The sequence below is a fragment of the Wenzhouxiangella limi genome (genome assembly GCF_010499265.1).
GTDB lineage: Bacteria > Pseudomonadota > Gammaproteobacteria > Xanthomonadales > Wenzhouxiangellaceae > Wenzhouxiangella > Wenzhouxiangella limi.
Genome location: NZ_JAAGSC010000039.1, coordinates 16,620 through 30,728, shown reverse-complemented (window position 1 = coordinate 30,728; position 14,109 = coordinate 16,620). Strand labels below are relative to the sequence as shown.

Sequence of the window (14,109 nt, the reverse complement as noted above, 5' to 3'; positions counted from 1 at the left end):
CACCCCGCAACAGGCGCCCGAAAAACCTTCCACAAACCTGTGAGATCGGGTGGTGGTGGACGCCCCGCCGCCGCAGACGGCAGCGGAAATCAGCACGCAGCCATCCGCCCGTCATCCGCAGCACCTGCGTCCAGCAGCAATCGAATCCCGACCCGCGCCAGAGACCAGACCTACAGGCGCCCAAAAGCCACCGCGCTATCCGCGTCCACCCACATCGATGCCGCCGGAGGCGACGGGGCGTCCGGCACCACCCGATCCACCTCCAACCCGATGCCGTCGGAGGCGGCGGGGCATCCGGCATCACCCGATCCATCTCCATCCATTGCGCGCGTAGTTTCGCAAGAACGTCGATTCGGCCGAATTCGGGGCGGGGCAGTTTTCGCAGCGGTAGGCTGAAGATAGTGGAAACCGATTCCGGAGCACCGGTGAACGACAAGCAGCACGATCATTCCCATAACGGCGACAGCCCCTCGCGCTTCAAGACGACCACCCACGCCACCGCGCACTGCCTGCTTGGTTGCTCGATCGGCGAGGTGCTGGGTCTGGCCATCGGCGTCACCCTGGGCATTGGCCTGTGGTTCACCCTCTCGCTGGCCGTCACCCTGGCGTTCGTTTTCGGCATGGGGCTGGCGGTGCTGCCGCTGATGCGCGGCCACGGCATGTCCTTCAAGCGCGCCCTGGCCACGATCTGGTTGGGCGAGGCGGTATCGATCGCGGTCATGGAAATCGCAATGAACGCAATCGACTACGCGCTGGGCGGTATGAGCGCGATGTCGATCGCCGAACCGGTGTTCTGGTACTCGCTGCTGGCTGCGATCCCTGCGGGCTTTATCGCTGCCTGGCCGGTCAACTGGTGGCTGATCGGCAAGAACCTCAGACCCGGCCACTGACGCGTATTCTTCGGCCGCGCAAGCGCGACCGTCCCTCGTCGGTCAAGCTTGGTTAGACTGCGCTTCCCATTCATCCGCGATAGAGACCCGACCGTGACTTCCGGACTGCACGACGTCATCGACCTGCTCGAGCTCGAGCGGCTCGACGACAACCTGTTTCGCGGCGACAGCCACGACATCGGCGCACCGCAGGTGTTTGGCGGGCAGATCGTCGGCCAGGCGCTGTCGGCGGCGCACCAGACGGTTGCCGGCCGGCGGCCGCATTCGCTGCACGCTTACTTTTTACGGCCGGGCGATTTCCACCAGCCGGTCATCTACCAGGTCGAGCGTTCCCGCGACGGCAGCAGCTATTCCAACCGCCGGGTGGTTGCGATCCAGCACGGGCGGCCGATCCTCAACCTGGCCGCGTCGTTCCACGTCGACGAGGACGGCTACGAGCACCAGGCCGAGATGCCCGAGGTGCCGGGGCCGGAAGGCTTGACCAGCAGCACCGAGCTGGGCCGGGCGGCGGCCGAGCACGCGCCGGAGAAGATGCGCCGGCTTTTGATGCACTCACCGCCGTTCGAGTTTCGCCCGGTCGAGGCGCCGAAGTTCATCGACCCGGCCGCGCGCGAGCCGCGCAAGCATATCTGGATGAAGGCCTGGGAGACGCTGCCCGATGACGAGGCCCTGCATCGTCACCTGCTGACCTATGTGTCGGACTACGAACTGCTGGGTACGTCCATCTTCCCGCATGAGATCGATTTTCAGAGCCGTCGGGTGCAGATGGCCAGCCTCGACCACGCGCTGTGGTTCCACCGGCCGTTCCGGGTCGACGACTGGCTGCTGTACGCCTGCGACAGCCCGTCAAGTTTCGGTGGCCGCGGGTTCTCGCGCGGGCAGATCTTTACCCGCGATGGCGTTTTGGTGGCTTCGGTGGCCCAGGAAGGCGTGATCCGGCCGCGCCGGAGCGTCAGCGAGCGCTGAGTTCGGCCAGCAGGTCCAGGTAGGCGCCTTCGACCAGCTGGTCTGGGACGATGCCGAGCCGCGCCATAAGCTCGTCGGCTTCTTTCTGACCGGCGGCCTCGTCTTCGCCGTCGGCCAGCACCACCTCCAGCTCCATGAAATCGCCCAGGCCTTCGACCCGGTCCAGGTGGATGCGGCTGCGGCCGACCAGGTAGAGGGTGCGGTGCTTGACCACCCGGCCGCGCTCGCCCAGCGCCAGGGCCAGGGTTTTGCGCAGCGCGGCCGGCTCGGCGGTCGGGGCGATGCGATAAAACGAGGTCTTGGGGCCGGTCGCGTCGGCGCGGCGGTAGAAGATCAGCTCACCGCAGCCGGCGCCGAAATCGCGCAGCTTCAGCCGACCTTCGGGGCAGACGAAAAAAGTGTCGTCCTGGAAGATCTGCGCGGGGCCTTCGTCGGCCAGGGCGGCTGCGCGCTGCTCCAGGGCGGCCCGGTCGGCCACCCGGGCCTTGATTTCGATGTTTCGTGGCATGAGGGATTCCTACCAGGTTTCGATCGCCAGGCCGCTCACGCGCTGGAATTCACGCGTATTGCGGGTGACCAGGGTGCATGCATGGGCAAGCGCGATCGCGGCGATCAGGGTGTCGTTGGGTCCGATCGGCGCACCGCGCGCGGCCAGCTCGGCTCGGATCAGGGCATAACTGTCTGCACAATCATCATCGAACGCCAGGCTCTGCAGCGGCTCGGCAAAAGCTTGGACCCGGGCCAGATTGGCCTCTTTTCGGGCACTGCGGCGGGCGCCGAACAGCAGTTCCGCCTTGACCACGCTGCACAGCGCGATGTCGGTCGGCGCATGGCTGGCGAATCGATCAATCAGGGCCGGTTCGCGGCCGTTGAGCAAATGAATGCAGATGTCGGTGTCGAGCAGCTTCATCCCAGTGAACTGCGCGTTTCGAACTCGCCCTGCGGCGCGCGCTCGATGGGTGCGCCGTGGTCATCGGAGAACACGCGATCAAAATATCCGGGTGGCCAGTCGGCGACGAGATCCTTTCGGGCCAGTTCGGCCAGGTAGCGCGATACGCTCATTCCGGCCTGGCTGGCGCGCCGCTTCAGGCTTTCGGCTTCGCGTTCGGGCAAATAGCAGTGCAGCTGGGCCATGGTCTGATCTACAAATAGATGTGCATATATTTTAATTGTCAGGTTCGGCCCAGTCAATGCTTTTCAAACAACCCCTTATCCAGGGGCTTGGAATTTTTTTTGCAAATAAAGCTTGACTTCTTGTGCAGGGCTTCATTACTGTTCGGACCCATGAGCACCGCAAACCGCAATCAGACCAAGGCCATCGCCGCTGCCGCGCAGCGTGAGCGGGCCGATGCGGCCGTGCTCCAGACCTCGGCGCTGGTCCTCGTACTCGTACTCGTACTTATTATTTCGCTCACAGGTAGCGGGTACGTCTAGCGCACGATCAAAAAACACCAGACGAAACAAAAACCCCGCTACCTCAAAGAGGAGCGGGGTTTTTTTTGGCCTGGTGTTGCTGAACTTGAAACCAAGGGCAACACGACCAAGGCATGGAAAGCGACAAGATCAAGAAGGGGACGAACCGGGCACCGGCCCGGGCGATGCTCAAGGCCACCGGCCTGAGCGATGCCGATATCGATCGGCCGCTGGTGGCGGTGGTCAATACCTGGTCTGAAGTCACCCCCTGCAACTACCACCTGCGCGAGCTGGCCAAACCGGTCAAGCAGGGCATCTTCGATGCCGGCGGTACGCCGATCGAGTTCAACACCGTCATGGTCACCGACGGCATCGCCATGGGCTCTGAAGGGATGAGCGCTTCGCTGATGTCGCGCGAAACCATCGCCGATTCCATCGAGCTGGCCGTACGCGGCCACTGCCTGGACGCCGTGGTCGTGATCGTTGGCTGCGACAAGACCCTGCCGGCCGCGGCCATGGCGCTGGCCCGGCTGGACCGGCCGGGCGTGGTCCTGTACGGCGGCTCGATCATGCCGGGCCAGCACAACGAGCTGGCCATCACCATTCAGGACGTGTTCGAAGCCGTCGGCGCGTGTGCGGCCGGCAAGATCGACGAGGCCGAGCTGACCGCGATCGAAAACGCCGCCTGCCCCGGGGCTGGTGCCTGCGGCGGCCAGTTCACCGCCAACACCATGGCGCAGGTCATGACCCTGCTGGGCCTCTCACCCATGGGCGTCAACGACGTCCCCGCGGTCCACCCCGGCAAGCCGGACTCCGCCCGCCGCTGCGGCGAGGTGGTCATGCACATGCTCAGCCGCGGCGCCAGCGCCCGCGACCTGATCACCGTCGACAGCCTGCGCAACGCCGCCACCGTGGTCACCGCCACGGCCGGCTCGACCAACGCCGTTTTGCACCTGCTGGCCATCGCCCGCGAGGCCGGCTGCGACTTCCATATTGATGAGTTCGACCGCATCGCCCGCAACACCCCGGTCATCACCGACTTGAAACCCGGCGGCCGCTTCATGGCCCCCGACCTGTTTGCCGCCGGCGGCACCGCGCTGGTGATCAATGAGCTGGCCCGGGCCGGCAAGCTGGTCGATTCTCCCACCTGCACCGGCCGGAACCTGCTGGCCGAGGTCGAGGGCGCGACCGCCACCGCCGGCCAGGAAGTGGTCCGCTCGGTGGCCGACCCGATCAAGCCGCGCGGCGGTTTCGGGATTCTGTATGGCAACCTGGCCCCGGAAGGCTGCGTGATCAAACTGGCCGGCCACGGCCGGCTGCAGCACTCGGGGCCGGCGCGGGTGTTCGACGGCGAGGAAGCGGCCTTTGAGGCCGTCCAGGCCGGCCAGATCCAGGCCGGTGACGTGGTCGTGATCCGCTACGAGGGCCCGCGCGGCGGGCCCGGCATGCGCGAGATGCTGGCGGTGACCGCAGCCCTGGTCGGGCAGGGCTTGAGCGAGTCGGTCGCCCTGATCACCGACGGGCGCTTCAGCGGGGCGACCTACGGCTTCATGGTCGGTCACGTCAGCCCGGAGGCCGCCGACGGCGGTCCGCTGGCGCTGCTGGCCGACGGCGACACCGTCACCATCGACGTCGACGCCCAGACCCTGAACACCGACGCCGACCTGGACGTCCGCCGCGCCGGCTGGCAGGCGCCCGCGCCCGCGGCCACCCAGGGCGTCTACGCCCGCTACATCGCCCAGGTCTCCAGCGCCTCCAGGGGTGCTGTGACCGGATTTCCTTTCGACCGCTGATCTCACCCATTCAAACCTTTACGGAGCCAACCCCACCATGAAAATCTGGACCGAAGCCGACCACCAACGCAACGCCCTGTCGGGGCAGACCATCGCCGTGATCGGCTATGGCAGCCAGGGCAGGGCGCACGCCCGCAACCTCAAGGATGCCGGCCACGACGTGGTCATCGGCGCGCGCCGCAGCGGCGGCAGCTGGAAAAAGGCCGGTGACGACGGTTTCCGCGTCGCCGAGCCGGCCGAAGCCGCGGCCCAGGCCGGCCTGATCGCGCTGCTGACCCCCGACATGGCCCAGGCCCAGGTCTACGGCCAGATCGAGTCGTCCATCCAGCCCGGCGCAGCCCTGCTGTTTGCCCATGGCTTCAACATCCACTTCGGCAGCATCCAGCCGCGGGCCGACATCGACGTCATCATGGTCGCGCCCAAGGGCCCCGGCGACCTGGTCCGGCGCCAGTACGAGGAAGGCCGCGGCGTGCCCTGCCTGCGCGCGATCGCCCAGGACGCCACCGACCAGGCCGCCGACAAGGCCCTGTCCTACGCCCACGGCATTGGCGGCACCCGCGGCGGGGTGATCGACACCAGCTTCCAGGAAGAGACCGAGACCGACCTGTTCGGCGAGCAGGTGGTGCTGTGCGGCGGTACCGCCGAGCTGGTCATCCAGGGTTTCGAGACCCTGGTCGAGGCCGGCTACCAGCCCGAAGTGGCCTACTTCGAATGCCTGCACGAACTCAAGCTGATCGTCGACCTGCTGCACGAGGGCGGCATGGCCAAGATGTACGAGTTCATCTCCGATACCGCCGCCTACGGCGACCTGACCCGCGGCCCGCGCATCATCGATGCCGGCACCCGCGAGCGCATGCGCGAGGTCTTAAGCGAGATCCAGTCGGGCCGGTTCGCGCGCGACTGGATCCTGGAAAACCAGGCCGGCCTGCCGCAGCACCGTGCCCTGATGCGCCAGCGCACCGAACACGAGATCGAGCGCGTCGGTCGCGCTTTACGCGGGCGCATGAGCTGGCTGAAGCCGAAGGCCGACCAGTCCGACAACGCGGCCGAAAAGGCCGCCTGAGCGAGGCTTGAATCCCATGACCATGGCGCAGACCCAAGCCAGTACCCTCGCCGAGACGGCCCCCGCCACCATCTCCGGCGCCCACCTTTTCGTGCGTTGCCTGCGCGAGCTGGGCGTGGAGACGATTTTCGGCTACCCCGGCGGGGCCATCATGCCGATCTACGATGCCCTGCCCAACTCCGGCATCACCCACATCCTGACCCGCCACGAGCAGGGCGCGGCGCTGGCCGCCGATGGCTACGCCCGGGTCAGCAACCGGGTCGGCGTGTGCATGGCCACCTCGGGCCCGGGCGCGACCAACCTGGTCACCGGACTGGCCAACAGCTTCCTGGACTCGGTGCCCGTGGTCGCCATCACCGGCCAGGTCGCGACCCCCTTGATGGGCACCGACGCCTTCCAGGAGGTCGACGTGTTCGGGATTACCCTGCCTATCGTCAAACACAGCTACATCATCCGCAAGGTCGAAGACATCCCGCACGTGCTGGCCGAGGCGTTTCACATCGCCCGCGAGGGCCGCCCCGGCCCGGTGCTGGTCGATATCCCCAAGGACATCACCGTCCAGCAGATCGCCGATACGATCAGCCTGCCGACCTTCACCCCGCGCTCGGTGCGCCCGGCCCCGGGCGTGGACCTGGCCGCCGAGGCCATGTCGACGGCGCAGCGGCCGCTGTTCTACATCGGCGGCGGGGTCGAGATCGCCGAGGTCGAGCACGCCGTGCGCGCGCTGGTCGACCAGACCGGCTTTCCGTTCGTCAGCACGCTCAAAGCCCTGGGCTCGGTGCCCACCGACCACCCGAAGTTCATGGGCATGCTGGGCATGCACGGCAAGAAAGCCGCCAACCTGGCGATCCAGGAATCCGACCTGCTGATCGTGTGCGGTGCGCGCTTCGACGACCGCGCCACCGGCAAGCTCGAAGAGTTCGCCCCGCACGCCCGCGTCATCCACATGGACGGCGACCTGGCCGAGATCGGCAAGCTCCGGCGCGCCGACATCGCTTTACCCGGCGACCTGCGCGCCAACCTCGTCGCCCTGGCCGAGCACTACGGCGAGACCGATACCCGATCCATCCGTCCCTGGCTGGAGCGCTGCCGCGAGCTGTGCCGCCGGCATGCCTGGGACTACAACGCCCCGGGCGAGAAGATCTACGCCCCCTCGCTGCTCAAGCAGATGTCGGAGATGGCCGGGATGGCCGGAGACCGCATGATCATCTCCTGCGATGTCGGCCAGCACCAGATGTGGGTGGCCCAGCACTGCCGCTTCCGCTATCCGCGCACCCACCTGACCTCCGGGGGCCTGGGCACCATGGGCTACGGCCTGCCGGCCGGCCTGGGTGCGAAGCTGGCCAGCCCCGACGACACCGTGGTGGTGGTCTCCGGGGATGGTTCGATCATGATGAACATCCAGGAGCTGGCCACGCTCAACCGCTACGACATCGACGTGCGCATCGTGCTGCTGGACAACTCGGCGCTGGGCATGGTCCGCCAGTGGCAGGAGCTGTTTTTCGCCGGCAACTACTCCGAGATCGACTTATCCGACAACCCCGACTTCGCCGCCCTGGCGCGGGTGTTTGGCTTGAAGGCCCGCACCATCGACCAGCGCGATGAAGTCAACGATGCCCTGGACTGGCTGATCAACACCCCGGGCCCGTCCCTTTTGCACGTTCGTATCGACCCACAGGCCAATGTCTGGCCGCTGGTGCCGCCGGGCGCCAACAACGCCGCCATGATGCAAGGAGAACAACGATGAGCACCCAGTTCGAGATCCGCTTCGACCATTCCGAGGGCGCGCTGCTGCGCTGCCTGGGGCTGATCCAGCGACGCGGTTACAGCGTCACCGAGATGGCCATGCGCGCCCACCCCGACGGCCAGGTCCTGAGCCTGAGCATCGACACCAATGGCCGCTCGGCCGAGACCCTGGTCCGCCAGATCCAGCGCCTGCACGACGTGCGCTCGGTCCACGACCACGCCGACGCGCTGCCGCAGCATTCGCTGGCCGACTACATGCGTGCCTTCAGTCGCTTTTTGCCGATGCCGGCGCGCACGCCGCAGGCGACCGCCGAGATGGGGCACTGAACACCATGACGGACAAGAACAGAACGGACCCGGTCATCGTCTTCGATACCACGCTGCGCGACGGCGAGCAGTCGCCGGGCTGCTCGATGACGGTGCCGCAGAAGCTGCGCATGGCGCGCACCCTGGCCGACATGGGGGTCGATGTGATCGAGGCCGGCTTCGCCGCCGCCTCGCAGCAGGATTTCGACGCCGTGCGCGAGGTTGCCCGGGCGGTCAAGGGCGCGACCATCTGCTCGCTGGCGCGCTGCAACTCCGGCGATATCAAGGCGGCTGCCGATGCCCTGGAGCCGGCCGAGAAAAAGCGCGTGCACGTGTTCATCGCCACCAGCCCCATCCACCGCGAGCACAAGCTCAAGATGAGCAAGGCCGAGGTCCTGGCGCGGGCGGTGGAAGGCGTGCGCCTGGCCCGCAGCCACGTCGACGAGGTCGAGTTCTCGGCCGAAGACGCGATCCGCTCCGAGCCCGAGTTCCTGGCCGAGGTCATGGCGGCCGTGGTCGCGGCCGGCGCGACCACCTTCAACGTCCCCGACACTGTTGGCTACACCACCCCGGACGAGATGGGCCGGCTGATCGCCTACCTGCGCGAGCGCCTGCCCGAAGACTCGGGCGTGGTCCTGTCGGCCCACTGCCACGATGACTTAGGCATGGCGGTGGCCAACTCGCTGGCCGCGGTCAGGGCCGGTGCGCGCCAGGTCGAGTGCACCATCAACGGCATCGGTGAGCGGGCCGGCAACTGCGCCCTGGAAGAAGTGGTCATGGCGCTCAAGACCCGCTCGGATTACTTCGGTGCCGAGACCGGCATCGATACCCGCAAGCTCTACCCGGCCTCGCGCCAGCTGGCGGCCATCATCGGCGGCTTCGTGCCGGCCAACAAGGCCATCGTCGGCGACAACGCCTTCGCCCACGAGGCCGGCATCCACCAGCACGGCATGCTGGCCAACCGCGAGACCTACGAGATCATGCGCCCGGAAGACGTCGGCATCAGCCGCTCCACCCTGGTGCTGGGCAAGCACTCCGGTCGCCACGCCCTGGCCGACCGGGTGAGCGAGCTGGGCTTTACCCTGAGTGACCCGGAAATGGAGCAGCTGTTCGGCCGCTTCAAGACCCTGGCCGACCGCAAGCGCCAGGTTTTTGATGCCGACATCGAGGCCCTCATTGCTGGAGAACAGCGAGACCAGGGCGGCCCCTGGAGCCTGGATCGGCTGCACATCTCCTCAGGTATGGGCGAGGGCCAGCTGCCCACCGCCGGCGTGGCCATGACCGGCCCGGACGGCGAAACCATCCAGGAAGCCGCGGTCGGCGACGGGCCGGTCGATGCCGCGCTCAAGGCCATGGCCCGGGCGACGTCGACCGAGTTCGAGCTGGTCGGCATGCGCGTGCGTTCGGTCTCCGAGGGCGAGGACGCCCAGGGCGAGGCCGCCCTGACCGCGCGCATTGACGGCATGCCGCTGTCGGGCCGGGCGGTGGATACCGACATCGTCGCCGCCTGCGCCCAGGCCTTCCTCGACATCCTGAACCGCGCCCATCGCCGCCAGAACGCGCCGGCCTCCAACCTGCCGCCGCGCGTCTCGGCGGCCATCTGAATCCTCAAGGGAAAGCCTGCATGCCCATCAACGCATCAAAATACATCTGGAAAAACGGCCAGCTCGTCGACTGGGAAAAAGCCACCGTGCACGTGCTCAGCCACGCGCTGCACTACGGCTCGTCGGTGTTCGAAGGCATCCGGGTCTACGAAACGCCCGGCGGTCCGGCCGCGTTCCGCTTACCTGAGCACGTCGACCGGCTGTTCGACTCGGCCCGCATCCACCGCATCCCCATGCCGTTCGACCGCGACACCCTGCTGTCGGCCTGCCGCGAGGCGGTGATGGTCAACGGTCTGGAATCGGCTTACCTGCGGCCGATCGTGTTTCGCGGCTACGGCGGGCTGGGCCTGGTGCCGGGCCCGGACGTGGAGACCGACGTGGTCGTCGCCGCGGTGTCCTGGGGCAAGTACCTGGGCGAAGAAGCCATGGAGCAGGGGGTGGATGTGGCCGTGTCGTCGTGGAACCGGCCGGCGCCGAACACCATCCCGACCCTGGCCAAGGCCGGCGGCAACTATATCTCCGGCACCCTGATCAGCTCCGAGGCCAAGCGCCACGGTTACGGCGAGGGCATCGCGCTGTCGGCCGACGGCCTGATCAGCGAGGGCGCCGGCGAGAACCTGTTCGTGGTCCGCGACGGCAAGCTCATCACCCCGCCCGTGGCCTCGTCGATCCTGAGCGGTATTACCCGCGACAGCATCCTGTGCCTGGCCGCCGATCTGGGCATTGAAGTGCGCGAGCAGGCCATGCCGCGCGAGATGCTCTACCTGGCCGACGAGCTGTTTTTCACCGGCACGGCCGCCGAGATCACCCCGATCCGCTCGGTCGACGGCATCCCGGTGCGCTGCGGCGGCCGCGGACCGATCACCGAGGCGCTGCAGCAGCGCTTCTTCGGCCTGTTCGACCATTCCACCCCCGACACCCACGGCTGGCTGGATCACTTTCGCCAGTCCTACACAGAGGAGTTGCCGCATGTCGCGCACGCTGTTTGACAAGATCTGGGACGCCCACGTGGTGCGCGCCGAGCGCGCCGACGCCCCGGCGCTGATGTACGTCGACCTGCACCTGATCCACGAAGTCACCAGCCCGCAGGCATTCACCGAGCTCGACGCGCGCGGGCTGAAGGTCCGCCGGCCCGATCGCACGGTCGCGACCATGGACCATTCCACCCCGACCTGGGCGGCCGACTTCCAGGGCCAGCGCCGCTACGCCACCGAGCAGGCCTGGCTGCAGGTCGAGCAGCTCGAAAACAACTGCGCCCGCCACCGTATCGAGCTGCACGGCTGGGACAGCCCCAACCGCGGCATCGTCCACGTCATCGGCCCCGAGCTGGGCCTGACCCGGCCGGGCATGACCATCGTCTGCGGCGACTCCCACACCGCCACCCACGGCGCCTTCGGCGCGCTCGCCTTCGGCATCGGCACCAGCGAGGTCGGCCACGTCCTGGCAACCCAGTGCCTGCTGCAGCGCAAGCCGAAAACCATGCGCATCACCATCGACGGCGAGCTGGGCGAGGGCGTGACCGCCAAGGACCTGGTCCTGCACGTCATCGGCCGCATCGGCGTCGATGCCGGCACCGGCCACGTGATCGAGTTCGCCGGTTCGGCCATCCGCGGCCTGGACATGGAAGGGCGCATGACGGTGTGCAACATGGCCATCGAGGCCGGTGCCCGGGCCGGCATGATCGCCCCGGATCAGACCACGATAGCCTGGCTGCGGGGCCGGCCGCGCTGCCCGCAGGGCGAGGCTTTCGAGCAGGCGGCCGAAGAATGGCTGGCGCTGGCCAGCGATCCGGAAGCGGTCTACGATCGCGAGGTGGCCATCGGTGCCGCCGACATCGCCCCGACCATTACCTACGGCACCCACCCCGGCATGGTCGTCGCCCTCGATCAGCCGGTGCCGCCGGCGGCCGATACCGCCCGCCAGCGCGCGCTGGACTACATGGGCGTGGAAGCCGGAAAACCGCTGCTGGGCCGGGCGGTCGACGTGGTCTTCGTCGGTTCGTGCACCAATTCGCGCCTGCCGGATCTGCGCGCCGCCGCCGAGATCATGCGCGGGCGCTGCGTGGCCGACGGGGTGCGCATGCTGGTCGTGCCCGGCTCCGAGCAGGTCAAGCGCCAGGCCGAGGCTGAAGGCCTGGACCGGGTGTTCGCCGCCGCCGGGGCCGAGTGGCGCGAGGCCGGCTGTTCGATGTGCATCGCCATGAACGGCGACCAGGTCGCCCCGGGCCAGACCGCGATCAGTACCTCGAACCGCAACTTCGAGGGCCGCCAGGGGCCGGGCAGCCGGACCTTTCTGGCCAGTCCCGCCACCGCGGCGGCGTGCGCCGTGGCCGGCCACATCACCTCACCCGACCGCCTCGGCGCGCCGGTCGAGCCGCTGATCTGCGTGCCGCAGCCGCGCGCCATGGGGGTGCGGGCATGAAAGCGATGCAGCAGCTGAGCTCCAAGACCCTGGTCCTGACCGAGTCCAACATCGACACCGACCAGATCATCCCGGCGCGCTTTCTGACCACCACCAGCCGCGACGGCCTGGACGAATCGGCTTTTGCCGACTGGCGCTTTGCCGCCGACGGCTCGGCGCGCGAGGACTGCGTCCTGAACGACCCGCAGGCGCGCGAGCGCGAGATCCTCGTCGCCGGCGAGAACTTCGGCTGCGGCTCCTCGCGCGAACACGCGGTCTGGGCCCTGACCCAGTTCGGCTTCCGCGTGGTGATCAGCTCGCGCGTGGCCGATATCTTCCGCGCCAACGCGCTCAAAAACGGGCTTCTTGCCATCGAGGTCGATACCGACACCCACGCCTGGCTGCTGGCCAATCCCGGCGCGGAGCTCAGCGTGGATGTCGAGGCCTGCACCCTGACCCTGCCCGACGGGCAATCAATCGGCTTCGAGCTCGACCCGTTCGCGCGCACCTGCCTGCTCGAAGGCGTGGACGCGCTGGGTTACCTGCTGGGTCAGGAAGAGGCCATCGCCGCCTACGAGCAGGCGCGGGAGGCGGCCTGATGCAAGCCAAACGTGTTGCGACAATCGCCATCCTGGCCGGTGACGGCATCGGCCCGGAAATCATGGCCGAGGCCGAAGCTGCCCTGGGCGAAATCGCCGCCGTCGGCGGTCATCGCTTCGACCTGGTCCGTCGGCCCATCGGCGGGGCGGCCATCGACGCCCTGGGCTGCCCGCTGCCGTCGGAGACGCTGACCACCTGCCGCCAGGCCGACGCCGTGCTGCTGGGCGCGGTCGGCGGGCCGCGCTGGGACAAGGTCGACAGCAAGATCCGCCCCGAGCAGGGCCTGCTGGGTCTACGCTCAGGGCTTGGCCTGTTCGCCAACTTACGCCCGGTCACCCCGCACCCGGCGCTGTTCGGCGCCAGCCCGCTCAAGCCCGAAAAACTCGAGGGCGTGGACCTGGTGGTGGTGCGCGAACTGACCGGCGGGCTGTACTTCGGCCGCAAGCTGGAATTGCCCGACCAGGCCGAGGATGTCTGCACCTACACGGTGGCCGAGATCGAGCGCGTAGTCCGCCGCGCCGGCGACCTGGCCCGGGCCCGGCGCGGCAAGCTCACCCTGGTCGACAAGGCCAACGTGCTGGCCACCTCGCGCCTGTGGCGGCGGGTGGCCGAAGACCTGGTTCGGCGCGAGTACGCCGACCTGGACTACGAGGTCGTGCTGGTCGACGCCATGGCCATGCACCTGCTCTCGCGCCCGACCGATTTCGACGTCATCGTCACCGAGAACCTGTTCGGCGACATCCTCACCGACGAGGCCGCCATGCTGGCCGGCTCCATGGGTCTGTTGCCCTCGGCCTCGCTGGGCGAGGGCAGCAGAGGCCTGTTTGAGCCCATCCACGGCTCGGCCCCCGACATCGCCGGCCAGCAGCTGGCCAACCCCATGGCCATGCTGCTGTCGGTGGCGATGATGCTGCGCCTGTCGCTGGGCCTGGACGACGAGGCCGGATTGCTGGAGCAAGCCGTCTGGGACTGCGTCAGCGAAGGCCAGGTCACCCGTGACCTGGGAGGCAGCCTGAGCACCGGCGAAGCCGGCGCCGCCGTGCGGAGTCGGCTGAGCCAGGTGGCGGCGTGAGGGCTGGCTGTGGATTCCATGTCATCCCGGCCGGAGCTGTCGAACCTGTGGTCCCGGCCGGAGCACATCCCTTATTTGTCATCCCGGCCGGAGCGCAGCGGAGAGCCGGGATCTCCAGTGTCGCCCAGCATCACACCCGCGGCAAAAGCGCCTGGGTTTGGACGGGAGATCCCGGATCGAGTCCGGGATGACATCGTTGTGGCTTCCGGCCACTATGCCCCGTGGCCCCCGGTCCCTGTGCCAACCCGCCGAGCCT

The 14,109-nt window shown here is 68.0% G+C and carries 15 protein-coding genes; 12 read left to right on the top strand and 3 right to left on the bottom strand.

Annotation, left to right across the window (positions count from 1 at the left end; all coding sequences use genetic code 11):
- The first annotated feature begins 425 nt into the window (after nucleotides 1-425).
- Together G3I74_RS05875 and tesB are read left to right on the top strand one after the other, a co-directional pair.
- On the top strand, nucleotides 426-890 hold the full coding sequence (locus G3I74_RS05875) for a DUF4396 domain-containing protein (RefSeq protein WP_164210658.1): 465 nt from the start codon (nucleotides 426-428) through the stop codon (nucleotides 888-890).
- Between the two features lie 93 nt (nucleotides 891-983).
- On the top strand, nucleotides 984-1,856 hold the full coding sequence (gene tesB, locus G3I74_RS05870) for an acyl-CoA thioesterase II (protein ID WP_164210657.1): 873 nt from the start codon (nucleotides 984-986) through the stop codon (nucleotides 1,854-1,856).
- On the opposite strand, the gene G3I74_RS05865 is transcribed toward tesB, so the two are convergent.
- The 3 genes from G3I74_RS05865 to G3I74_RS05855 are packed head-to-tail and all read right to left on the bottom strand — an operon-like array spanning nucleotide 1,843 to nucleotide 2,990.
- The gene (locus G3I74_RS05865; RefSeq protein WP_164210656.1) at nucleotides 1,843-2,364 is read right to left on the bottom strand and encodes a class IV adenylate cyclase; all 522 of its coding nucleotides are present in this window, start codon (nucleotides 2,362-2,364) and stop codon (nucleotides 1,843-1,845) included. The two genes, tesB and G3I74_RS05865, sit on opposite strands and share 14 nt — an antisense overlap.
- Before the next feature lie 9 nt (nucleotides 2,365-2,373).
- Entirely contained in the window at nucleotides 2,374-2,766 is a 393-nt protein-coding gene (locus G3I74_RS05860) for a type II toxin-antitoxin system VapC family toxin (protein WP_164210655.1), read from the bottom strand.
- Nucleotides 2,763-2,990, bottom strand: coding sequence for a hypothetical protein (locus G3I74_RS05855; protein ID WP_164210654.1), 228 nt, complete (start codon nucleotides 2,988-2,990; stop codon nucleotides 2,763-2,765). The genes G3I74_RS05860 and G3I74_RS05855 overlap by 4 nt, the downstream gene beginning before the upstream one ends.
- Nucleotides 2,991-3,140: 150 nt before the next feature.
- Between G3I74_RS05855 and G3I74_RS05850 the strand changes: the two genes are divergently transcribed.
- The 10 genes from G3I74_RS05850 (at nucleotide 3,141) to leuB (ending at nucleotide 13,853) form a co-directional block, all read left to right on the top strand.
- Nucleotides 3,141-3,290: a hypothetical protein gene (locus tag G3I74_RS05850; protein ID WP_164210653.1), complete on the top strand. Its 150-nt coding sequence runs from the start codon at nucleotides 3,141-3,143 to the stop codon at nucleotides 3,288-3,290.
- 113 nt (nucleotides 3,291-3,403) lie between these two features.
- Nucleotides 3,404-5,062 (top strand): dihydroxy-acid dehydratase, encoded by a 1,659-nt coding sequence (gene ilvD / locus G3I74_RS05845; protein ID WP_164210652.1) that lies wholly within the window; start codon nucleotides 3,404-3,406, stop codon nucleotides 5,060-5,062.
- Between the two features lie 37 nt (nucleotides 5,063-5,099).
- On the top strand, nucleotides 5,100-6,125 hold the full coding sequence (gene ilvC, locus G3I74_RS05840; RefSeq protein WP_164210651.1) for a ketol-acid reductoisomerase: 1,026 nt from the start codon (nucleotides 5,100-5,102) through the stop codon (nucleotides 6,123-6,125).
- 16 nt (nucleotides 6,126-6,141) lie between these two features.
- Nucleotides 6,142-7,872, top strand: a complete 1,731-nt coding sequence (ilvG, locus tag G3I74_RS05835; protein ID WP_164210650.1) for an acetolactate synthase 2 catalytic subunit — start codon at nucleotides 6,142-6,144, stop codon at nucleotides 7,870-7,872.
- Nucleotides 7,869-8,198, top strand: coding sequence for an ACT domain-containing protein (locus G3I74_RS05830; protein ID WP_164210649.1), 330 nt, complete (start codon nucleotides 7,869-7,871; stop codon nucleotides 8,196-8,198). Before ilvG ends, G3I74_RS05830 begins: the two co-directional genes overlap by 4 nt.
- Nucleotides 8,199-8,203: 5 nt before the next feature.
- Nucleotides 8,204-9,781, top strand: coding sequence for a 2-isopropylmalate synthase (locus G3I74_RS05825; RefSeq protein ID WP_164210648.1), 1,578 nt, complete (start codon nucleotides 8,204-8,206; stop codon nucleotides 9,779-9,781).
- A 20-nt stretch (nucleotides 9,782-9,801) separates the two neighbouring features.
- Entirely contained in the window at nucleotides 9,802-10,770 is a 969-nt protein-coding gene (locus G3I74_RS05820) for a branched-chain amino acid transaminase (protein ID WP_164210647.1), read from the top strand.
- Entirely contained in the window at nucleotides 10,751-12,202 is a 1,452-nt protein-coding gene (gene leuC / locus G3I74_RS05815; protein WP_164210646.1) for a 3-isopropylmalate dehydratase large subunit, read from the top strand. Before G3I74_RS05820 ends, leuC begins: the two co-directional genes overlap by 20 nt.
- Before the next feature lie 5 nt (nucleotides 12,203-12,207).
- Nucleotides 12,208-12,780 carry a 3-isopropylmalate dehydratase small subunit gene (gene leuD, locus G3I74_RS05810; RefSeq protein WP_239056658.1) on the top strand — a complete coding sequence of 191 codons (573 nt, stop codon included), beginning with the start codon at nucleotides 12,208-12,210 and terminating at the stop codon, nucleotides 12,778-12,780.
- A complete protein-coding gene (gene leuB, locus G3I74_RS05805; protein WP_164210644.1) occupies nucleotides 12,780-13,853 on the top strand; it encodes a 3-isopropylmalate dehydrogenase in 1,074 nt (357 codons plus the stop codon). The genes leuD and leuB overlap by 1 nt, the downstream gene beginning before the upstream one ends.
- Nucleotides 13,854-14,109: the final 256 nt, after the last annotated feature.